Below are 20846 nucleotides of genomic sequence, written 5' to 3'. Positions count from 1 at the left end.
CTCAACGCGAGGGGTCAACGAAAGCCGCTACTTGACCCGAACGCCGGAAAAGTATGTGAGCGTGGCGCCAGTGTCGAGCGTGTCCGCAACTGACGTCGAATAGACGACGCGTACGTTGTCACCAGCAGCAAGCTGCACGGGCCCCGATGAACCTGCGAGCGACGAGCTCAGCACAGACCCGTCAGCCTCCTGCATGCGCACACGTGGAACGTTGTTCACATACAGGTCAAGAATCCGATTCGCGGTTCCGTTGGACGTGCCGTGAATCGACGCATTGAAGCTGTAAAAGCCCGGATTTGTTGCAACGAATAACCCGCTTACGAGGCTGAACTCGCTCAGATCGTCGAACTGTTTGGCCTGAAAGTTAACGGTCGACGGAACGCCGGCGCTGAACGCCTGCGCCGTGAGCTGGTTAACAGAGAAACATGAGACCGCAGTCTGGGGAAGGCACAACTCACGCAAAGCCTGCAAGACCTGGGTGCTCGTTCCCTTGGTCGGAGTAAGACCGGCCGCTTCAACGACATTGATCAACTCCATCATGACTGCGTTGAACCAATCCGGGTCGAGGATAGTCGCGGGCGTCCCCGTCGCCGGATCGCCACCGGTGAAAAAACCGGGAGTCCCGGCCGGAGCGGGCGTCGGCAAAGAAGTCGCGGCGCCGGGGGCATCAATCTGATACATGCTTTACCTCAGGGTTAAGATCCCATAATCACGGAAGACCCATCGCCGAGAACAACAGGGCATTCGTCGTGCGTTACTACGGAGTTATCGAAAATTTCCGTCTGGTATGAGAATTTGAGAATCGTATGGGCAGGGCTCAGCGCATTAAATTCACACTCGAGGACGCGATTACCCCAGGTAGTGAGCGGCTCGCCGGCCGCAGATTGTCCAGCACGCGCGCGTGTGATCGTGTTTGCCGGCACCACAACCAACCATGCATGCGCCCACGCCTCGGAATTACACGGATCGCCGCAACGCGATATGCCTGCACGGGCCGGCGCATTGTTCTCGATTGTGACGCTGTAGCCGAGACTCCTTGCGAAATCGACGAAGTACGCGATCGATTGGCCGCCACTATTCGCGAGACGCGCAACGACTTGAGCGCGTCTTTGCTGCAGTGTCGGCGCCGGGCCAGCGCATGGATCTGGAAGCCCGAGTGTCGCCTCCCACTCGGGAAGCAGTTCAAACGTTGTGGCGGGAAACGCGTCGACGAGAAGGTAATTGTTCGCGGCAACATGGCGCGACCAGACCGGCGACAACGACGCGATCACTTTCCCCATCACCGACTTCGGATCGCGCGGCCACGCCAAACCTCGAGGCATCAGCGCGTTCAACGCCGACTCGAAGTCGGACGCGGAATAGTTCGGCGCTCTCATCTACGGAAGCCATTGGATATTGCCGAGCACCGGCAGCTGACCGGTGGTACCGACGATGTTCTGCAACGGAGACGTGATCACGAAACCTTGCGTGCCGGTGATCGCAGCAATCGCCGAATCGATGTAGGACAGCTCGACCACACCATTCTGGTTCCCCGTGCCGACGGGCGACCCGTACAGCATGAAGATCCCCGAGATCGCGGTCGCGATAGCAGTCTTCTGGGCCGCAGTGAAATTAGCCGCGCCGGAGATCGTGAAATCGATCGGATCGGCGATCGGTGCGCACGAATACACCAGAGCCGTAACCGGTTGCAGCTGATAAATCCAGTTCGCGACCGTGAGCTGATCGCCGGTGGCAGCTACGCCGCGCCTCTCTCCCGCCGCAACACCATCCGAGCCGACCGGAAACCCATTGTTGCCAGACTCAGCCTGGTCGTACATCGAATAGACAACGACCGTGCCTGCCCCGAAGCCGACCGGATTGCACCACGCTCGCGTCACGCCAGGCACATCGCGCGCCCAGCCGACGTAGTCAGATCCTGAGCCACCCTGCGCGGGATTCCGGAACGCGAACAGCATGCGAGAACGCAGGCTGTCGTCCTTCTCGATGTCGGCGCCGCCGGTGAATGCCGCAGATACCTTGCCAGTCGAGTTGATGCCGGCGATCGACACGCCGAGCGTCATCGACGTGCCAACGGCACAATTCCCGAACGCGCCGGTTAAACCGGTCGGATCGGCATTCGCCACGGCGCTTACCGTGACCACGCCGTTCGCAGCGACGCCCTCGGTCGTTGTCGTATAGCCGACCCCGTCGCTCCGGCTGACCGCTGCCCCGACGGGAATCGTGTTCACCGTACCTGGGGCGGCCGTGAACTGGATCTGCCCCGGCGTCGCAGCACCGGCCTGCGTCGCCGGCTCGCGATAGACGCCCTTCAGCGCTGCCCACGCTTCCAGATACTCGTCTTCAGCCGTGAACGGGTTCGACTGCTTCGCAATGTAATCGGTGTAGCCGTACTGCAATTGCGCCAGGCCGCCAAGTGCGCGGCCAATAACACCGAGGCTCGAAAATCGCAGCAGCGGATCGGTTCCCGGCACACCGCTCTGGATGTCGGCCGCTACCTGCGCCTTGAGCTCGGAAAGTGTCGGACGAAGATACGGCATCAGTTATTTCCTTCCCAGGTCCACACATATCGACCGTCATGAAGCACGTCGCCGTTCTTGATGACGACGACCCGCGCGCCGAGCACCCCGCGGCGCACCCATTGCGTCGTGATCTCGATTCGACTGGCGACGCCGTCGTCGATCAACCACTGCAACGCCTCGGCGAGATAGTCGTAAGCCCGCTGAGCGGTCTGCGTGGTCTGCTTCGCTCGCTTCAGCAACCACATCCGCGAGCCGATCGGCACCTCGTCGTCGGCCCACCACCCGCGCCGGTCTGCCGAACCATCCGGAATTACGTCATCGGCGCTCGCCTCGCGGTCGGTGAAGACGCTGATCATCACGGCGCTCGCGAGATCGTCCCCACTGAGCAGATCGGCGCCAGCCAGCACCCAATCGGCGTGATTGGTCGAGCTATCCCATGAAAGCGTCAGGTCGGGCATGTCATGCAGGTAAAAAGAAACCCGCCGGAGCGGGTTGATTGTCTCGACGCGCGGCTGCGCTACATCTGCTGGTTCGGCCGCTGCGAGGTGATCGTCGCATCGCCGCCCTGAACTTCCCGCACGTCGTGCGTGTGCGCGTCGTACAGCTCGCGCATATCCTTCATCGTCTCGCTGTTCGTGCCGGTGTTGTCCAGCATGTCGCCCGTCGACGAAAGCATCGGCGTATCGAACTCGGACCCGCCAGGCGCAATCACGCTGAACTTCCCTCCTGCCACGATCTTGAAATCTCCACTGCAATTCCAGGTGACGTTCGCCGCGTCGTTCACGACGACGTCCTGACCTTTCGCCTCTACGACGATGCTGCCGTTCTTCAGGTAGACGCTCTTCCCATCCTGGCTGTACAGGATCGATTCGCCCGGCTCGAGCCCACGCGGCCGCGATTGCTGGTGATTTGTACCAACCACCGCGCCGGCCGACCTGTCACCGGCGACATGCAGGGCGAGCCCGTCAGAACCGATCGGCGGGTTCGACGAAAAGCCGAACTCCGGCACGCGGTACCGCCCTGCAGGAACCTCAAGGCCGTTCATTCGCAGCTGCACGATCTGCACCGGGCCCGAATCGTCCACGAACGTGATCCGACCGCGCCCGAACAGGCTACGAACGCGATTCAGCATGTCTCTCATTGCGCAACCTGCCTGAAATCCGGGGCGACTGGATTGAGAATGATCGGCTCTTGATAGAACGCTTGCGGCGGCATGATAGTCAGCTCGGCGGACGTCCCCTGCTCGCCCTTCTTGTAGGTCACGTCGGAGATCAACCAACGCTTCTTCGGCAGCTTCAGCGACGGGAGGTCGATGTCAACGAGCACATTCGGCTCATACAACGAGCCAGCCGAGTCACGCCAGGAATCCGTTACGAGTCGTACTTGGTACGAGCGTCCGAGCCGATAGGCCATCTCCCAGTTCGCACGCTGAAGGGCAATATCCTTGCCGCCGGTCACGTTCTCCGAAATTATCGCGCGGTACCGAAACCGCGGCACCGTCGCGTCGTAGACGTGAGCAATGATGTTGCCGCCGTCGCCGATGTCGCGCAGCGTATCGAGGCCCTGATAGGCGGCGTCATATTGCGAGAACCGGCCATCCATCGCCATCATCAGCGCCGCAGATGCGACATTGATTCCTTCCGTGAAGCCGCTCGACGCGACGCGCATGCCGATCGACGTGTTGCTGTTGTTCGCTGTAGGGCCGCCCGACGCAAATAGCAGGCTGCCATCGGGCATGTCGTACAGCAGCAGGCCCCGGAATCGGCACAGCAACTCGAGCACTGCATACGACGTTTCGCCCACCATCACATTGACCTGCTCGATGGGCGCGCCGACGTCGGTACCAGCTGCCACGCTCGACGCTATCCCATACGGTGCGCACAACGCTGCAGCGATCTTGTCGACCGTCATGTTGAGCATCTGGCCGCCGTCGATGAATGCTGCGCAGTCGACCAGATCCTGACACTTGCTCCGGCCGGTGATCCGCACCGTGTGCTGATTGCCACTGTACGACGGCATGTAGCGATCGACGAATCCGGTCAGAACCAGGTCGTCGCCGAGCACGACCTGCACCCAGTCTCCAGGCTGCGCCAGGATGTCGCCAACGCCCGGATATGGTTCCGTATAGCTCACCTCGAAACTTGACGGACAGCGCTCGATGCCGCGCGAGACGCTGACATCCGTCCACCCAGCAATCGAACGAGCATTCGACGTCGTGAAGGTCTCTTGCCCGAGCTTCGCCGATGGGTTGAACGTGCAGGTCGCAACCTTCAGAGTGACGTCATCGTTCATTTCGCAAGCGCTTGAAACGAAATCGGACAAAAAGCGGGGTGGATCGGGTCAACTTGCTGCAGCAGCTGCGGCTCGCGCTTCGAGTCGTTGTAGATGCGCCGCGCGAGCACCAGCGACGGCAACGTCGTGTTAAACGAAAACGTCGCGAGAGGCGCAAGGTCGGCACCACGCGCAGTCAAGTCAGCATAGACAGCTCGCCGCAGCTTTCGCAGCGCGACAAACGTATCGTCGTCACCAGCATCGCCCGCCACGTCAATCTCGGCGTCGTACAGATCGAGCGCGTCGGACAGAACGGTCACTGCATCCTGCTGCGATGACGGCTGATAACCAGAAAGCGTCATCGCGAGCTGCGCCAATGCGTACCGGCGCAGCAAAGCTGCCGTCGCGACCTGTACGACACGCATCGACGCGCCAATCTGGCCCGGCACGACGACATCTTGTGGCGAATACTCCACGAGCCCACTCACCAGCCGCACGGCGTCTGCGGGATCGTTCGCCGATGCGGCGACTGCGGCGACGAACGCATCGACGGCCGAGCCGAGCGTAACGCTGTCTGATGGGTTCGCCGCGGCCGCCTGCATCGCCGCACCGGCGGACGTTACAGCGGCGCGCCCCGCTGCCGACGCTGCAAGCAGATCGGCTGCAGTGGTACTGACCGACGCCTTTGCATTACTCGCCGAATAGCCGGAATTGCCGCCGCCGAACAGCCGGCCAAAATTGCCAGATAGGGTCGACACTGCGCCAATCACGCGCTTAACGTCGTTCACGGCCGTGACGCCCAGCTGGTACCAGGAAACCACCGTCGAAACTGCCTTCTGCACGACGGCCGCACCGTTCCGGATGTCTGCGGCGATGTCATTCGCATAGTCGAGCAGCGATTTCGATTTCAAATCGGCCGCTTGATCCGCACTGTCGTCGGCCGTCGAAACCTGCGTCGTCGGGAATTTCCGAGGCCCGGACTTGATCAGGGTCAGGCGAATTTCGAACACCGGCCCAAGATCGACGCGCTCGACAGTTTCAACGCCGAGGCAAGCGATGCTATCGATCGTGCCGAACGTCGGATGCACGAGCGTCGCCGTGCCCGGGCCTTCGCATACAGCCAGCAGGTTATCCCGCTGCTCAATCACCGAACCGGCGCCCGTCTTGAGATCGTTATCCAACAGGAAGCCGATCACTTCGAACGCGCGCGGCTTCTTGCCGAGCGGCTCGGCCCACCCATCGTCGCGAAATGGGTAAGTATGGACAGACCTGTTCTGGCCGGCTGAAGTGCGAATCTCGAAAACCCCGAACGGCACCCCCCCGAAGCTGGCCGGCTTCAGGTTCGAAGACCAGTCACCGGTCAGCAGTGAACCGAGGTTGTCAGCAGCCGACGCCAGCCCACCGATACTTCCGACAACGCTCAGGACGTCGGTTGTTGTCGATGCCACTGTGATTCCCCTCAGATTCCGTCGAGACGGTACTCGACGCGCGTTGGTAAATAGTTCCCGTCGGCCGTCTTCGCCTCGGCCCGCATACCTTGGGGAACATTCTTCATATCCAGGGTGATATTCATCGACTGCTGCTGCATGCCCCTGACGCGGGCGTCATGCGCATCCGCGGTCGCCCCCTCACCATTCGTCCCATTTGCATCGGGGGCTGCCACTTCTGGAGGCATGACTCCAGCGAGCGCATTCGCGAGCGATCCCCGCTTGTCCATTTCCAGTTCTACGTTCTTCGGACGCTCGTAGAACCTGGAAACCAGACGCCCCGCATCCTGAGCGTTCATCGCTCCATGAAGCCGCTGCCCCGCCGACCAGTACTTGCCGTTTCGCAATTCGTGATTCATAAAGCGAAGCTGTTCTTCCATGGTCGAGCCGCGTATGTCATGTCCCGCCCACGCCTTGAAATCTGCTTGGCGATCCGAATGCCATTGCCCAATCCCATAAGCAGCACCGTTATCGCCAACAACGCCGGGGTTGAGATTGCTCTCAATCCAGAGATTGGCGACCATTCCGGCCGCCTGCGCTTTCGACCACCCCATCGCCTGAAGTGACGCCATTGCGGCGGCCGTCTTTGGATCTTTCGTGGCGGCTTCAGCGACAGCCCGATGCTGTTTACCGACCGGATCTCCATCCCATCCCTCGCCGGCTTTTGCCTGATGCTTCGCGACCTCCGCATCCTCCCCCTCATTGAGGTTCTTCGAATGCAGCAACGCGAGAATCGCGGCCATTACCGGCGCGCTCGCGAGTCCAGCAAGCGCGCCCGCAGCGGCGGGAACAGTCACCGTTGTGAGAGTCACAAGGCTCGAAATGAGGCTCGCGACACTTGCAATGGGGCCGGCAAAGGACAGTGCCGTGATCGCGATCATTGCTCCCTTGATGCCACCCATGCCGTCCCACATTTTCTTGACGCTTTTCGAAACGCCGTCCCAATCGACTTTCGAAATCCAGTCGACGAAGCGCTGAACCGCAGCGGCAAGCTTGTCGGCAATTTCCGCGCGATGGGCGTCGAGCCACGCAGAAAAGTGCTTCACGACCGGTTCGAGAACCGGAATCAGGCTGGCTCCGATGGAATTCCCCAGGCCCGACACCGAGTCCTCTAGATCGTTGACTTCCTCCTTAAATTGCGTGGCCCGAGCTATTTCATCCGGAGTCGGGACCAGGCCCTTGCGAATTGCTCGGGCTTTGTCCTCGTTGTACGTTCCCTGCTGCAGCATCGGCAGCAAACCGCCCATGCCGACGGCGTCGGCCGCTGCGCGCTGCGTGACGGCGCTACGCTGGCCGGCGATCGCCTTCATCAGCTTCTGCTGGGTGGTGTAGTAGTCGACGGTGCCGTCCTTGTTGCGCTGGATCTGGACACCCATCTTCTGCATCAGCACGAGAGCGGCCGGATTTGCACCATTCGCCGCGTCGCGAATCGCCATCTGTGACGACGAAATCGCGGAATCGAATTCACTGGCGGATACGCCGGCACGCTTCGCCGCTACATGCCAAGCGGCGAGGTCCTGAGCATTCATGCCGAGCAACTTCGACGATTTGTTGAGCGCGAAACCGAAATTGCCGAAGCGGTTCGTCAGGCCAACGATCCCGGCCACTGTCCCGGCCGCGCCGAGCGCGGCAAGCCCCGGCACCAGTTCGACAACCTTGTCGACAAGCGTATGGGCAGCTCGGGAAGCCGACTCAAGACCTTTCGTCAACTTCTCGAAACTGCGCGTGCCGACAGCACCGATATTCGCGAAGCGCTTTTGCGCCTTGTCGACCGGCGCCGTCACCTTTCCGAGCGCAGCCTGAATCTTCTTTACCGTGGCCGTAGCAGCATCGTCTGCCCGGATCCGGATGACGAATTCTTCGGACATTGCCTCATTCCTTTTTCTTCTGTATCAGCGCATCGTGGTAGGCGTATTCACACACCTCGCTCCACGTCAGCTCTTTCGTTTCGCTAGGCTGCCAGCCCCACGAGCGCTCAACTACCTTGACCCGGTGCTCCCAATCTACTGGGAGCCACCCTCGTTTCCCTCGGGGTCGTCCTCGTCGGGCGGGGACAGGAAGAACGACAGATATTCCTGCGCCTTGTAGTAATCGCGCGCCGAGATCTTGTCGATTCCCAGGACGGGAATACCGGATTGCTCGCTGATCAGCACCTGAAACGCTTCGAGCGCACCTTTCGTGGGGACCATCTTCACGAACGCTTTGATCTGGCGGAGATTCGGCTCACGCAGATCCAGTTCCGTATGGACCGTGTCGCTGTCCTTCCCGGACAGCGTGATCGGCTCGGAAAGCTCGATCGTGATCGTCGCCGGCTGGATTTTCCGGGGCTTCTTTTCGTTCTCTTCCATCACTGGCCTCAGGCGGTTTGTTCGGTAACTTCCGGGCCTTCGAACGACACTTCGAAGGTCGCTTCTTCAGTGTCGACTTCCTCGGCCTCGACCGTGCCCATGTTGCGACCGGTGACGATCTTGCCGTTCGCCAGCTCCAGCACCACGGTGGAATTGCGCATCGCGTTGAAGTCGGCGATCGACAAGCCGCCCGCATCTCGGAGCGACATCTTGATGGATCCCGCGCGCGGCATTTCCTTGAAGCCGTGCCAGCCATCCTGGCCGAGGAGCGAGTCTCGCTTCACCTTGGCAACGCTGTAGCGCGCCTTGCCCTCGAGCTGGTAGGTAACGCCGTCGATCTTGGCGTTGGTGATCCCGGCGAGCAGTTGACTACCCGACATGTGCTTCTCCTAAAAATGAAAAAGCCACCCGAAGGTGGCGATCTCCGACCGTCGAGCAGCGTTACTGCAGGCGGAACTGAATGAGCGTCGCGAACGTACGCATCTGGTTGACCGGCACGCCGGGCCAGAGGATGTCCACGCGATTCGGGTTGACCGTATTCTTCTGCACCACGAGTGCTGCCGCGAAGGCCGCTTTACCCTGCACGTAGCCCGCGTCGACTCGCTCGTTATAGAGCGCAATGATGTCTGACGCGATCGTGCTCGGCGTAACTAGGTTCGACCCAGCCGCCGGCCGCGAGCCGTCGTCGGCGAGCTTGCAGCGCGCGTATTTCGACGAAAGCATCGCCAGGAGCGTGCGGATTTCCAGCACCAGCTGGTACATCGTTTCGACTTCGAGATAGCTGTCGTCGTCGACGCCCTGCGCGTTCGTCTGGTAGGTCGTGATGATGTTCTCGGTCATCACGGTGCCGTCGTTCGCCACGGTGAACGTCGACATGCCGTCGAACAGCAGCGTGTTGCGCATCGACGGTTGCCAGCGTTTCTCGACCGCCGGCGGCAACACGCCGTTGAGCGGCAGCGATTGCAGCGGCACGCCCGGATCGGCGCGAACGCTCACCGCCGCCTGCCCCGCAAGCGCCGAAGCCCACAGCCACGACGGAGTCGGGCTGCTGTCGGCCGGTAGGATGGTTTCGTGCTGATTGTTTCGCGTATTGCCGAGCGTCGTCGCTTGCGAGTACGTGGCCGCGAGACCGCCGAACGAATGGCCGTAGAGCTGCTCGAGATAGCTCCAACGGCCGTTCTGGTCGTTGAGCAGCGCCTTGACAGCGTCGAGCGAGGTGGCATCGTTGTACGGATTGACGATGAAATCGAACGATTCCGTCCCGAGATTGCCGAGCGCGGTCGCGAGCGACGGATTCGTCGCGCCGCCCGTCATCGCTGTAATCGAATACGCGAGTCCGGCCGGCAGCACTTCTCCGCTCGCGGTACCGCGGTAGTTGAAGCGAATATCGATCTCGTTTCCGCTCAGGCCCTTATGGACGGCAGTGAGGGTTACGACGCCGGCCTCACTCGATGCAGTAACCGGGAGCGTGGAGACGGCATTGATGGCGGCAGCCACCGCCGTCGCCACGTCAGCGACAACCTGCCCGGCCGTCACCGGCACCGTGACCAATTCACCCGCGATGTACAGCGACAGCGTGCCGTTTGCCGAGGGCGCCGCGGTGAAAGTCATGGCGCCAGCGGCAGCCGTTGCACCCGCAGCGTCAGCGATCGGCAAGACCCACAATTCGCCGAACGTATCGTTGAGTCGATACTTGGCGACCATGTTCGCCAGCATCGAGTTCACACCGCCCTTTGCTTGTGCGTCGCCTTTACCGCCGCAGATGACGGGCACGTTCGGCGTCGCGGTGCCGGCCGCCGTAATCTGGCCGATGATCAGCGCGCGCTGCGTCGTTGCGCCGGTGTTCGCCTGCGAATTGTCCAGCTCGAACAGCGCGCCCGGCAGACGGTAGTTTTGCGGGATGACCCGGAACGGAATCGTGCTCATGCATTTTCACCTTCGGTTGCAGCGCGGGCGCTGGTCAGCTTGGCCGTCGCCGGCTGCTCGACGCGCACGACATCGCCGTCGTTGAGGATCCTGTTCCAGACAGGGCTGTCGTCGGGCACGTCGATGCCGTCGTCCGGCAGAAGCTTTTTCGTATGCGGGTCACGCACTTTCAGACCCGGGGCAGGTTTCACGCGCATTCGGCGCTCCTACGAAATGGATGGTGGAAACGGAATCGAAAACGTCGGCTGCACGGTGCCCTCGGGCATCATGATCGAACCGCCGATAGCCTCGAGAGACGGTGAGTTGGATTGCCGGAAGTCGCTCGCGTCCTGCACGAACTCGAGGCCGATCTCGATCTCGACACCACCGACGTGCTCGCCCGCGTCACCGGGGCCCGGCTTGCCTCGGACCTTGAAGAACGCGTATTGCTGGATCTGGCTCATCAGCGGGCCGTAATTGATGACCGCGCGCTTGACCTGGTCGCGCAGTGCCTCGAGCTGGCCGACGAGATCCAGCGCGCCGCCGTCATCCGGGGTCGCCAACGCGCTCGCGCGCGCTTCGACGATCAGGCTGCAGGTCACGGTGAAGGCCGGCGCGCCGTTGCGCCCGAACGACTCTCCGTCCTCGTCGAGCGGCATCGATACGAACAGCACCGGATATTCGTCGTCCCACGTCGACGCGTCGCGCGCGCCGTACACTCGCGCGCCGGCGTCCGTCTGCCCGATCAACCCCTGCATCGCGGCCGCGAGCAAATCGGTTTTCGTGGTCATTTCGCAACCTTGAGGATCAGGTTCAGCCAGCCGATGCCGTCGCTGTGGACGTCGAGCACCATGAAACGGTCACCCGTCTTCAGTCGCGTCAGCACATCGTTCTTCACAGGTTTCGCGGGGAAATCAGCGAGCCGCACGCCGATCGCCGGCGCCGTGGTCGTGTACCCGACCGAGCCGTCGTCCTTGTAGTAAGGCGTTCGGAACGAATCGACGACGACTCCGGTGACGGAAAAGGGCGCGCCGCCGGCGGCCGGCTGGTACGACACCGACTCGCCGAACACGCCGTTGATCGAGGCATTCAGCTGGTCGAAGTCGTACACGTCAGCCTCGCTTGATCTGGACGGTCGATTTCGTCACGACGCGCGGGCCGACCGTGTCGCCATCGTTGCGCGGCACTTCCGGCCCTTTCGGATCAACTAGGAATCCGGTTTTTCGCAGTCGAGCGGCCTCAGACGCAGGCAGCACGACCTCGCCGCCAGCTGCGACGGGCTTGCCGTCGCCATTCATCACCGTATGGCCGCGAGCCACGACAGCGGTTACGGTGCGGGGCGGTTTCCCGCCGGCCTCGGGCCCATTCGGCGTCGACATTACTCGAGCACCGGATCGCAGACGCTCGCGCCGAAGCTTGCGTTCACCCGGCTCGGGATCACGATCGGCGACGATTGCATCATCAGGAAGCGTTGCGCCGGGTCTTCCTTGACCCAGGTCTTCGGCGCATACGGCAGCGCTTCGTAGTTGAAGGCCGGATCCATGATCTGACCGAACGCGCGCGTGCCCATCAGATTCGGGCCGCTCATCGCGATCTCGCCGTCGGGGATCATCGGACGCTCGACGCCGTTCTCGTCGATGAACCAGTCGTTATAGACCCACAGGTCATACTGGCCCCACTTGCCCTTGTAAACCGCGCCCTGCTCGATCTGTGCGCCGGGATTGATCACGTTCCCGCTTTGCGCCAGAGCCGGATAGAGGATCGCGCCCTTGAGCTTCGGATCTGCGCTGAAGCCGGTCCACGCCGACGTGGTGAAGACGATGTCCGTCACCTTGGCGCCGGACTTCTTCAGGATCTGATGCTGCCAGGCCTCGATGTTGTCGCACGGCGTCGCCGTCCCGGCCGCCACGTTCGCCTCGGTCCATTTCTGGGCGCCGGTGAGCGCGACCGTCAACGACGGATCCCGGCCAAAATCGATGTCGACGGTCTCGAAGCCTTCGCCTTCGATACGGACGATCGCTTTGCGCAAGGCATTCGCGGCCATCCATTCGAGACGACGATTGAGCACGTCGACTTGATCCGTCATTTCGGCTTCGAGGTTCGCCATCTCGCGCTGGATGCCTTTCAGGTCGCCGCCGATGCGCTCGCCGATCATCCGACGCACGGGCTTGCGCAGATCCGGCGCGCGCTTGTCCTTGATGTAAGCCGGCTTGAACTCGTTCGTCTGGTAACGGCGTTGCTCGACGAGCTTGCCTTCGACCAGCGGCGAAACGAACGGCGCCATCCGGCGCAGACCGACATCGACGTCGATCGAAACCTTCTCCGAGTCCGCCATGACGACGTTCGGGAAGAATTTGTCGAGCAGGAACTGCTGCGCCAGCTTCAGGTTCGGAACCACCTGAATCAGCGTGTTGGTGTCGTACACCAACGATCCTTGGGGCGTGGTCATCCCTCAATCTCCTTGATACGAATTGGCCCGCTGAAAACAAAAAACCCCGCCGAAGCGGGGTTTCTCGAAGCGGAGTCGGGTTTAAGTCGGGTCGGCAGCGGAGACCGAGGACTTGACGAAAATCGTGTATTGCCGCAGCGCTGCACGCAGCGAGGCGATGTCCCACGACGGATCGAAATTCAGCGCACGCGCATTGACTTCGGCGGCGACGTACGCGCCGGCCGTCACGGGCCCGGCGCTCGCGTCGGCGTAGTCTGCCAGAATGGCCGACGGGACCTGGCTGCCGTCCGACGCCGTCTTCACCGACAGCTTGTAGGTACCGACCGCATCCTCGATTTCGACCGTGAACGTGTCGCCAGCCACGAAGGCCGTCGCACCAGCCGTCAGCGTGAAGCCGATACCGGATTGCGAATACGCGGTCCCGACGGTAGCCGGCGGCAGCGCATTGCCCTCCGGGTCGGTCACCGAGAACGTCGTTGCTGCGGTGGCCGTGAGCACGTAGGCACCGGCCAGCGCGCCGTTTGCGCTGACGCTGCCGATCGTGCCATTGCCGGTGTTCGAGGCGCCCGGCTCGGCGATCGCGTTCAGCGAACTCACCATGCCAAGCACCGAGCCGCGCGGCAGCGTGCCGGAAGCCAGGATGATCGGCTGCGAGACGATTTGCAGCGCGCCCGCGATCAGCTGATCGGGAATGTAGGTTTCGGCCTGGATACCCGGCTGCTGCGGGTTATCGCCGATCGTGTTGACGGGAAGCGTCATGACTTCTCCTTACTCGTGTCAGATTGAACGGCCGATCAAGCTTCGCCGCGACGGATCTTTCCCGCCTGGACGATCTGCTCGGCCAGGTTCGGGGCTTTCGGCGTCGCGCCGCCCGCACCCGCCGCCGGAATGACGGTCGACGCCATGCGGCTCGACAGGCTGGATGCGCGCCGCGGCTGCGCAGGCGCATCTTCGACGCCGGCGTTGAGCGCCGCGATCGCTGCGCGCGAGGACATCTTCGTGTCGAATGCGAAGACGCCAGCTTGGCGCGCCCGACCGAGCTTGATGCCGTGCGCCATGATGCGGGCACAGCGCACGCGCTCGCGCTGACGCGCTGCACTTGCCGTTGCGTCGTCGCCGTCACCGTCGTCGTCCTCGGAGTCGTCGTCGCCTTCTGCCGCGGCGCGCTTCGCGTCCTCTTCCTTCTTGCGTTCTTCCTCGGCGCGGCGAGCGTCTTCCTGCTTGTTGCGCTCCTCTTCCTCGGCGCGTTCCTTCTCGTCGAGCTCTTCCATGCGCTTCGCGTAGTCCTCGTCGGACTCGCCCTCGCGCTGCTTGCGCTCGTCGTCTTCACCGCCGCCGTCTTCGATTCGAGCGCCGGCCGCACGCGGAGCATTGCTCAGAAAGCTGGCGAACGGAGCCAAGATTTTCGATTTCATGTCTTTCCTTTCAATGGTTGTCAGCCAAGCTCTGCGAGCAGGGCGAGAAGCGCCTCATCGGGCGCCATCACGGCATCGGCCAATCCGATGCTCACGCCGGCATCGCCCATGTAGCAGGCGGCCTCCGTCTCGCGGACGACGTCCGCCGACAGGCCGCGATTACGCGCGACCGTCGCGACGAACAGCTCGCCCATCGTATTGATGTCGGTCTGCGCTGCCTGGTAGGCCTCTTTCGAGAGCGGGATCTCCGGGTGGAAATCCGCCTTGCGCTCGCCGTAGGTGATGAACGTCACAGCCATCCCGGCATTCGTCAGCGCCTTCGACCAGTCGACGTGCATCACGATCACGCCAACCGACCCGACGCCGCCGGTCCGCGGCACGATCACGCGGTCAGCCGCACTGGCAATCGCATAACCGGCCGAATACGCCGACTCGGTTAGGATCGACCACATCGGCTTGTTGCCGCGCTGCGCATAGATCATGTCGACAAGGTCAAAACATCCGGCCACCTCGCCGCCGGGCGAATCCACGTCAAGCACGATCGCCTTGACCTTCGGGTCGGAGTGCGCGCGCAAGATCGCCTCGCGCAGACCGTCGTAACCCGTCATCCCGGACCACGGACGCAATGTGCCGAGCTTCTGCACGAGCGTGCCCTGTACCGCGATCAGCGCCACGCCGGTATCGGCGATCATGTCGTAGCCGGGATCCGGTACGCGCCCCTCTCGGGAGAAGCTGTCGTAATCGTCGTCCCAGTCGTCGTAGGCCATCGGCTTCAGCCGGCCGCCTTCGAGGCGCGCGATCTGCGATACGCCAAGCCGATCCATCAGCGCGGCCATGATCACCTCGGCCTTTTCGCGGCGGATCGCGAGCGGCACGTTGAACAGCCGCTGCGCCATGTGCGCGAATTTCATCAGACTTCCTCCGGAATTGCGCTCGCTTCCTTGACGCTGTCGCCGACGAGGGTGGCCGGCGGCCGCAGGCCGAGATTGCGGTAATAGGACTCTTCGACGGCTCGCCGCTGCGCGACTTCGCGCCAATCGGTGCCGCCCGTCTCGGCGCACTCGTCCTCGAGCGACGAAAAGCCGCCCGCGACGCCCATCGACGCGCCTTGCCGCTCCTTGACGATGTCGACCAGACCACGCCCCGGACCGAGCCATTTCGCCCGCGAATATGCGGCGCGCGCTTCGATGAAGTCGGGCACGTCGCCGAGCGGCATCGGGTAATCGTCGACCTCCATCGATTCCTCGAGCCAGCCCGTGTAGATCGGCTGCGTATACGTCGCGGCGAAGCCGAGACGGCGCCGGTGAAACGTCTTCCATGCCTCCAGCATCGCTGATCGGTATGCGCTGTAATTGACCTCGGCCCAGTTCTGGCTGATCTGCTGCGCGGCCAGCCCGGTCGATGCCGAGAAACTGCGCAGGAACGCGCTGTTGAACGCCGCGTAGTTCGCGCTCGGCCGATTCGCCATCACCGAGCCGATCGTCTCGCCCGGGAATAGATGCGTCATCCCGACGTTGCCGAGCCGGGTTTTGCGCTCCGCGTGAAACGCAGCGCGTTCCTCCTGATACTTGTTGAGGCGGTCAGGGCTCTGGAGCGCTTCCTCGACCAGATCTCCATCGAACGGGCTCTGGATGTATGCCGCGAAAAACGCGTTGATGATCGCCGCGTCGAGCTCTGTCTCGTCGTACTTGATGAGCATCTTGAAGCGCTGCAGCACGGGCGTCAGAAAGCCAATGCCACGGTGCTGCGATGCTCGATCATGCTCGTACGAATGGATGATGATCTGGCGGCCCCAGTCCGTCTCGCGGGGAATGCGCTTCCAGCGCACCGACTTCGCTGCGCTGAACCAGTCGCCCTGGTGCGCCTCACGAATGTGATACCAGGTCGGTGCGCCGAACTCGTCGACCTCGACGCCGCCGCGCAACGCCTGTTGGTCGAACTGCAGCTGCGGATTCGACAGGCGATCGGGATCGAGCACCTGTAATGCGGTCGCATAGCGCGCACGGCCGACATCAACTCGCTGCGGCAGGTAGTGAAGCTGGCCCAGTCCGTCACCGTCGACAATCTTGTGCCGGAATGCGACTTGAAACAGCCCGGGCAGCGGCAGCATCCGTTCGACGTCGCAATAGAAGCCGGGATCGTGCGCCCACGCACGATAGTTCGCCTCAACCTGCTGACCGAATTCATCGGCCCAAACGTGATCGAATGCCTTGTTTCCGGTCAGCGCACGCAGCGCAACGTGGTCCGGCTTCGAAATCGGCCGGAAATCCGGGCCGATGACGTTGTCGAGCGTCCGCATCACTGCGGCCGTCGCCCATCCATCGTTTCGGACCAGATCACGCGCGCGGGCAGTGATCCGGTCGTGGTACATGTTGATCTCCCCATCGGGAGACCACAGGTACGGATTCCAGTCCTCGACGTGCGCACCGTACAGGTTCGCAGCGTCGTAGGGGGTCTGGCTCGCTCCGGACAGCATCGACGCACGCCCCTGACGCGGGGGCAACGGCTTGCCGTCCACGCCGAGAATTTGCACGGGATTGTCCATTAGCGATACACGAATCGAATTTGCCTGCGCGCTCGGCGCACGATGCCGAGCTGCTCTTGAAGTTTCGAGATCAGCCCGTCGAGAAGACCGAGATCCGTTTGACGGAAGGTGACCGAGCGCGAGCCGTCGCTCTGCGAGTAGCTCGCGCTCGCGACCGATTGGCCCGCGGCCAACTGATCGTAGGCCTTCAGCAGCGCGGTCAGCTGCGCCTGCAGGTCGGCCCTGCTACGTCCATCGTATGCACCCATCACCACTCCGTTATGCGAGGCGGCTCGCGCGCGATTTGCCGCTGCCGCTCGACGCGCCTACCTTCTTCACCATCGGCCCGCGCGCCACCGCTACGACTGGTGGCGCCGCCGGCTGCTCGATCGCCTCGTCCTGCTCGCCGCCTTCCGCGACGGCCGCGGGCTTCGGTTCGATGTATGGCTTCGCCGTAAACGCTGCCCCGACTTCGTCCGCCAGGCGGTTGAGCTGCAGCCCCTTATGGAACAGCGCGCATAGAGCCGCATATGCATATACGCGGCAGTCGAGCGCCTCGTTATGCTTCCCGTTCGGCAGTTCCCACACCGTGAACCGGCGGTTTGCGATCGTCTTCTGCACACGCCGCTCGGCGGTGAGCTGCGCGTAATAGTTCAGGTCGCGGTCGGCCGGGAAGTGCATATATCCCGGACCCGGCGTTTCGCGCTCAAGGCGCCGGTAGATCACGTCCTTCGCGGTGTTGACGCCGACGATCACCGGGCGATAGTTCGATTTCGTGCGCCGCGTCGGCTTCTTGGTCGGCCAAACCGGCGAGCGTGCGCCGTTCTTCGCCGACTCGCCCTTGATGCCGAAAATGTTCCGACCGAGCCGGGCCTTCGTGAACTCGTAGGCCTTCTGCGTGTTGGAGCCGCCGGTATCGACACACACAGCGTCGATCACGAACTCGCGACCATCAGCGCGACGAAACCTCGACATGAGGTAGGCGTCGAGCGTGGCCCACACTTCGGGCTCGTTCGGATCGCCTTCGAATACGCGATAGTCGATCGACCAGCTTTCCTCGTCGCGTCCCCACCCGACCACTTCCACCTCGAGCCGATCGGGCTGCGTGTCGACGCCGGCAGTGAGCAGCGCGATGCCGGCAGGCACCTGTGCGGGCCAGACCTCCCCGCGCTTCGCAAGCGCTTCGAGGTCGAGGTTCTTCCCCGAATGCGCGCGGTACGGCAGGCCGGCCTGCGTGTTCCACCAGGTCTGTTTCTTCGTCTCGTCCTGCTGCGCGTCGACCCATTTCTTGGCGACCAGGTGCGGCCGGTCCTTCGGCCACGGGCTGTACAGCTTCGACGCCTGGAAACCCGCGTGCTCGTTGTCGATGCCCCAGGTTCCGCATTTCGGGCATTTCGCACGGTAAACGGCGTGCCGGTCCGAACTCCACCAATCCCAAACCGCCGTAACAGCCGCGTCCGGATCACCGGTCTGGCCGCCGTCGCGCCACGCCTGCTCGTACGATTCGAGCGGTAAATGACGCTCGCCACAGCATTCAAAAGGCTTCGTCTGGTGCCAGCGCGCCGTCTGTAGCGCGCGCAAGCGCTCGCCTTCGGACCAGCCGGCACCGCAGCACTCGCAGTAGATCCGGGCGGTCTTCGTGTTGTGCGAGACGACGTTGCCCTGTGCGTCCTTCTTCTTTTCCCACTCAACGTGGCGAAAGAAGTCGAGAAACTGACGGTGGCCGCAGTGCGGGCATTCGACGCTCGCGCGCCGCATGTCCGATTCCTTGTAGCTGTCCTCGATGCGGCTCTCATCCTGCACCGTCGGCGAACAGGCGCGGATCGACAGCCAGTTTCCGAACGTCGCCGTCCGCTCTTCCGCCAGGCTGATCGGATCACCTTCGCGGGTGATCGGATACTTGTCGACCTCGTCGGCGAGGATCACGCGCACCGGCCGGCGCGCGAGGTTGTCCGGGCTGCCGGCGCCAGCGAGCGCGAGAAAGCCGCCCGGGAACGATTTGAACAGCAACGTCTCATCGGCGTTGCGCATCTTCGACGTGCCGACCAGCTCGCGCAGCACCGGGGTCACGCGAATCAGCGGCGCGATGCGTTCCTTGCTGAACTGCTCGGCCGCGTCTTCCTTCGGCTGCAACAGCAGCATCGGACTCGGATCGAGGTGCGCGAAATAGCCGAAGGTGTTTTCGAGCAGCGCGGTCTTCAGCATCTGCGTGCTGACCATCGCTGTGATGATGTGCACGCCCGGCTCAGTCACAGCCAGCATCGGCCCGCGCGCCACCTCCACCGTCGCCGTCGACCAGTCGCCCGATGTGCTGCCGGCCTCCTTCGCCAGCTTGCGGAATTTGTCGGCCCAATCGGGCACGCTGATCCGCGGCGGTGGCGTGAAGCCCTTGCGACCGTTCAGCCGCAGTACATCAGCCTTTCCGCTTGACGAGCTCCGAGTCGTCGGGTTCTCCGAGTTCAGAGAGTTGCTTGTGGACATAGGCGGTCAGCACGTCGGGTAGCCGATCCGATTCGATGCCCAGGTCAGCCGCAATGAGCGGCGCATATTTCACCGGCCAGTTAAGCCACGCGTCGCGCGCGGCACGGAAGACATCGAACATGACCGATTTCGCAAGGTCGAGGTCGATGACCATCTGCGACTTCTGTTCGTATTCGAGCCGATTGAGCAGCGCGAGGTAAACCTCCTTGATGCGCTTCGCTTCCTCGATCGGCATGTTCAGGTCGACGGTCAACCCCGCCGTTAGCCGCTCGGCCGCGTCCTCGGACGACTCGCCGGGCAGCAGCGTGATCACTTCGTCGACGACAATGCGCTCACCTTGGCGATCCGCCTGCGGCTTTTTGCCGGGCGCCTCCGCACCTGAGGTTTCAGTTTCATCGCTGGTTTCAGGTTTCATCTCGGATGAAACCTTGCCGCGCGAGCGCGCAGCGCGCCCGTCGGTCGAATCCCGATATTGCTTCAGCTTCTCGTTCGATGCCTCGACATCGACCTTGGAGCCTTGCAGGACAAGCCATCCAGCCTTTTGCCACTTCGCGACGGCCGTGTGTGAAACGCCGTGCATCCGGGCGAATTCGGCTTTCGAGACGAGCATGGGATGAAACCTAGAAATGAAACCTGAAACCAAATTTCAGGCCTTGTCGCTAGTCGAAACACGCGGCGCGCAATTGCCCGTGACCCTCCCCCCTCCGGAGGGGACCCGTTGGCCTCACCGCGCCGACGCGAGCGCCTTCGTCATCGCTGCGTCCAGTTCCCGCCGGAACACCGCGGCGACGACTCGCTTGCCGACGCCGCGGTAATCGAGGTGCTGGCGCACGTCGTGCGCGTCCTCGAACTTCATCAGCAGCTTCAGGCCGGCAGCTTTGCCGCGCGTCTTCTTCGTGCGATGCCACACGCCATCGACAACGCCGCCTTTCGTCTGCACCTTGCCGATGAAGACGTTCGGCTTTCCCTTGAGTCGAGCCAACGACGAGCGCGGCAGGTTCCCATACTGGTTGACCTTCTGCGCGACCGGCTTGATCAGCGCCCGGCTGTTCAGCTTGTTCTTACCGCCTACCTCGTAGGGCAGCAGGTATTTCACCGCGATCGGCTTCACATATACGAGCGCGACCGGGTTCGACTTCGTGGCCCGCTTGATCGCGATGGCATTCAGCGTGAAGGGCGTCGGCTTGTCGAGCACCTTCTTCCATGTCTCGATCTCTGCGGCACGCACCTGCTCGGCCGTCGCGTTGATCGCCTGAGCTGTCGCGAACGGCAGTTGCTTGCGCGCGAGTGCGTCGAGCCTCTTCGCGAGCGCGCGGACATCAGCCTTCACGGAGAGTGTGAGCATCGCGGACCGGATTCGGAAATGAAAAAGCCCGCGAACCTTTCGGCTTGCGGGCTTTTGGAAGACGCATCTTCCCGGGACTGAAATATACGCAGAAAATTTACG

Annotated in this window: 24 protein-coding genes; all 24 read right to left on the bottom strand. The window is 62.7% G+C overall.

Annotation, left to right across the window (positions count from 1 at the left end; genetic code table 11):
- Window positions 1–27: 27 nt before the first annotated feature.
- The 24 genes from ACV22W_RS10815 to ACV22W_RS10700 all read right to left on the bottom strand — a co-directional run bounded on the left by ACV22W_RS10815 (window position 28) and on the right by ACV22W_RS10700 (window position 20744).
- Window positions 28–681 (bottom strand): C1q-like domain-containing protein, encoded by a 654-nt coding sequence (locus ACV22W_RS10815; RefSeq protein WP_448019086.1) that lies wholly within the window; start codon window positions 679–681, stop codon window positions 28–30.
- 14 nt (window positions 682–695) lie between these two features.
- The gene (locus tag ACV22W_RS10810; RefSeq protein WP_448019085.1) at window positions 696–1334 is read right to left on the bottom strand and encodes a YmfQ family protein; all 639 of its coding nucleotides are present in this window, start codon (window positions 1332–1334) and stop codon (window positions 696–698) included.
- 42 nt (window positions 1335–1376) lie between these two features.
- Entirely contained in the window at window positions 1377–2537 is a 1161-nt protein-coding gene (locus tag ACV22W_RS10805; protein ID WP_448019084.1) for a baseplate J/gp47 family protein, read from the bottom strand.
- A complete protein-coding gene (locus ACV22W_RS10800) occupies window positions 2537–2977 on the bottom strand; it encodes a phage GP46 family protein (RefSeq protein ID WP_226186483.1) in 441 nt (146 codons plus the stop codon). The genes ACV22W_RS10805 and ACV22W_RS10800 overlap by 1 nt, the downstream gene beginning before the upstream one ends.
- Before the next feature lie 59 nt (window positions 2978–3036).
- Window positions 3037–3651 (bottom strand): phage baseplate assembly protein V, encoded by a 615-nt coding sequence (locus ACV22W_RS10795; protein ID WP_448019083.1) that lies wholly within the window; start codon window positions 3649–3651, stop codon window positions 3037–3039.
- Between the two features lie 5 nt (window positions 3652–3656).
- Complete coding sequence (locus ACV22W_RS10790; RefSeq protein ID WP_448019082.1) at window positions 3657–4811, bottom strand: phage baseplate assembly protein; 1155 nt, start codon at window positions 4809–4811, stop codon at window positions 3657–3659.
- The gene (locus ACV22W_RS10785) at window positions 4808–6238 is read right to left on the bottom strand and encodes a DNA circularization protein (protein ID WP_448019081.1); all 1431 of its coding nucleotides are present in this window, start codon (window positions 6236–6238) and stop codon (window positions 4808–4810) included. The genes ACV22W_RS10790 and ACV22W_RS10785 overlap by 4 nt, the downstream gene beginning before the upstream one ends.
- Window positions 6239–6249: 11 nt before the next feature.
- The gene (locus tag ACV22W_RS10780; protein ID WP_301739207.1) at window positions 6250–8145 is read right to left on the bottom strand and encodes a phage tail tip lysozyme; all 1896 of its coding nucleotides are present in this window, start codon (window positions 8143–8145) and stop codon (window positions 6250–6252) included.
- 135 nt (window positions 8146–8280) lie between these two features.
- Window positions 8281–8625: a phage tail assembly protein gene (locus tag ACV22W_RS10775; RefSeq protein ID WP_301739204.1), complete on the bottom strand. Its 345-nt coding sequence runs from the start codon at window positions 8623–8625 to the stop codon at window positions 8281–8283.
- Window positions 8626–8633: 8 nt separating this feature from the next.
- Entirely contained in the window at window positions 8634–9005 is a 372-nt protein-coding gene (locus tag ACV22W_RS10770; RefSeq protein ID WP_301739203.1) for a phage tail tube protein, read from the bottom strand.
- A 61-nt stretch (window positions 9006–9066) separates the two neighbouring features.
- Complete coding sequence (locus ACV22W_RS10765; protein ID WP_448019080.1) at window positions 9067–10551, bottom strand: phage tail sheath subtilisin-like domain-containing protein; 1485 nt, start codon at window positions 10549–10551, stop codon at window positions 9067–9069.
- The gene (locus ACV22W_RS10760) at window positions 10548–10748 is read right to left on the bottom strand and encodes a DUF2635 domain-containing protein (RefSeq protein WP_060163162.1); all 201 of its coding nucleotides are present in this window, start codon (window positions 10746–10748) and stop codon (window positions 10548–10550) included. Before ACV22W_RS10760 ends, ACV22W_RS10765 begins: the two co-directional genes overlap by 4 nt.
- Window positions 10749–10757: 9 nt before the next feature.
- Complete coding sequence (locus tag ACV22W_RS10755; protein ID WP_448019079.1) at window positions 10758–11321, bottom strand: hypothetical protein; 564 nt, start codon at window positions 11319–11321, stop codon at window positions 10758–10760.
- Window positions 11318–11641, bottom strand: a complete 324-nt coding sequence (locus ACV22W_RS10750) for a head-tail joining protein (RefSeq protein WP_105825446.1) — start codon at window positions 11639–11641, stop codon at window positions 11318–11320. Before ACV22W_RS10750 ends, ACV22W_RS10755 begins: the two co-directional genes overlap by 4 nt.
- 1 nt (window position 11642) lies before the next feature.
- The gene (locus tag ACV22W_RS10745; protein WP_448019078.1) at window positions 11643–11909 is read right to left on the bottom strand and encodes a hypothetical protein; all 267 of its coding nucleotides are present in this window, start codon (window positions 11907–11909) and stop codon (window positions 11643–11645) included.
- Complete coding sequence (locus tag ACV22W_RS10740) at window positions 11909–12979, bottom strand: major capsid protein (protein WP_060163168.1); 1071 nt, start codon at window positions 12977–12979, stop codon at window positions 11909–11911. Before ACV22W_RS10740 ends, ACV22W_RS10745 begins: the two co-directional genes overlap by 1 nt.
- 81 nt (window positions 12980–13060) lie before the next feature.
- Window positions 13061–13738: a head decoration protein gene (locus ACV22W_RS10735; protein ID WP_060163170.1), complete on the bottom strand. Its 678-nt coding sequence runs from the start codon at window positions 13736–13738 to the stop codon at window positions 13061–13063.
- 35 nt (window positions 13739–13773) lie between these two features.
- Window positions 13774–14394: a hypothetical protein gene (locus tag ACV22W_RS10730; RefSeq protein WP_059486286.1), complete on the bottom strand. Its 621-nt coding sequence runs from the start codon at window positions 14392–14394 to the stop codon at window positions 13774–13776.
- A 20-nt stretch (window positions 14395–14414) separates the two neighbouring features.
- Window positions 14415–15269, bottom strand: coding sequence for a S49 family peptidase (locus tag ACV22W_RS10725; protein WP_448019077.1), 855 nt, complete (start codon window positions 15267–15269; stop codon window positions 14415–14417).
- A gap of 35 nt (window positions 15270–15304) precedes the next feature.
- Window positions 15305–16927 carry a phage portal protein gene (locus ACV22W_RS10720; RefSeq protein WP_301739197.1) on the bottom strand — a complete coding sequence of 541 codons (1623 nt, stop codon included), beginning with the start codon at window positions 16925–16927 and terminating at the stop codon, window positions 15305–15307.
- Between the two features lie 11 nt (window positions 16928–16938).
- On the bottom strand, window positions 16939–17187 hold the full coding sequence (gene gpW / locus ACV22W_RS10715) for a gpW family head-tail joining protein (RefSeq protein WP_017918055.1): 249 nt from the start codon (window positions 17185–17187) through the stop codon (window positions 16939–16941).
- A 10-nt stretch (window positions 17188–17197) separates the two neighbouring features.
- Window positions 17198–19279 carry a phage terminase large subunit family protein gene (locus ACV22W_RS10710; RefSeq protein ID WP_406805996.1) on the bottom strand — a complete coding sequence of 694 codons (2082 nt, stop codon included), beginning with the start codon at window positions 19277–19279 and terminating at the stop codon, window positions 17198–17200.
- A gap of 52 nt (window positions 19280–19331) precedes the next feature.
- On the bottom strand, window positions 19332–20009 hold the full coding sequence (locus ACV22W_RS10705) for a hypothetical protein (RefSeq protein WP_448019076.1): 678 nt from the start codon (window positions 20007–20009) through the stop codon (window positions 19332–19334).
- Between the two features lie 114 nt (window positions 20010–20123).
- Window positions 20124–20744: a hypothetical protein gene (locus ACV22W_RS10700; RefSeq protein ID WP_301739194.1), complete on the bottom strand. Its 621-nt coding sequence runs from the start codon at window positions 20742–20744 to the stop codon at window positions 20124–20126.
- Window positions 20745–20846: the final 102 nt, after the last annotated feature.

The organism is Burkholderia sp. AW49-1 (genome assembly GCF_053427845.1).
Note: the sequence above shows the minus strand (reverse complement) of the source record. Positions and strands in the feature narration are given on the sequence as shown.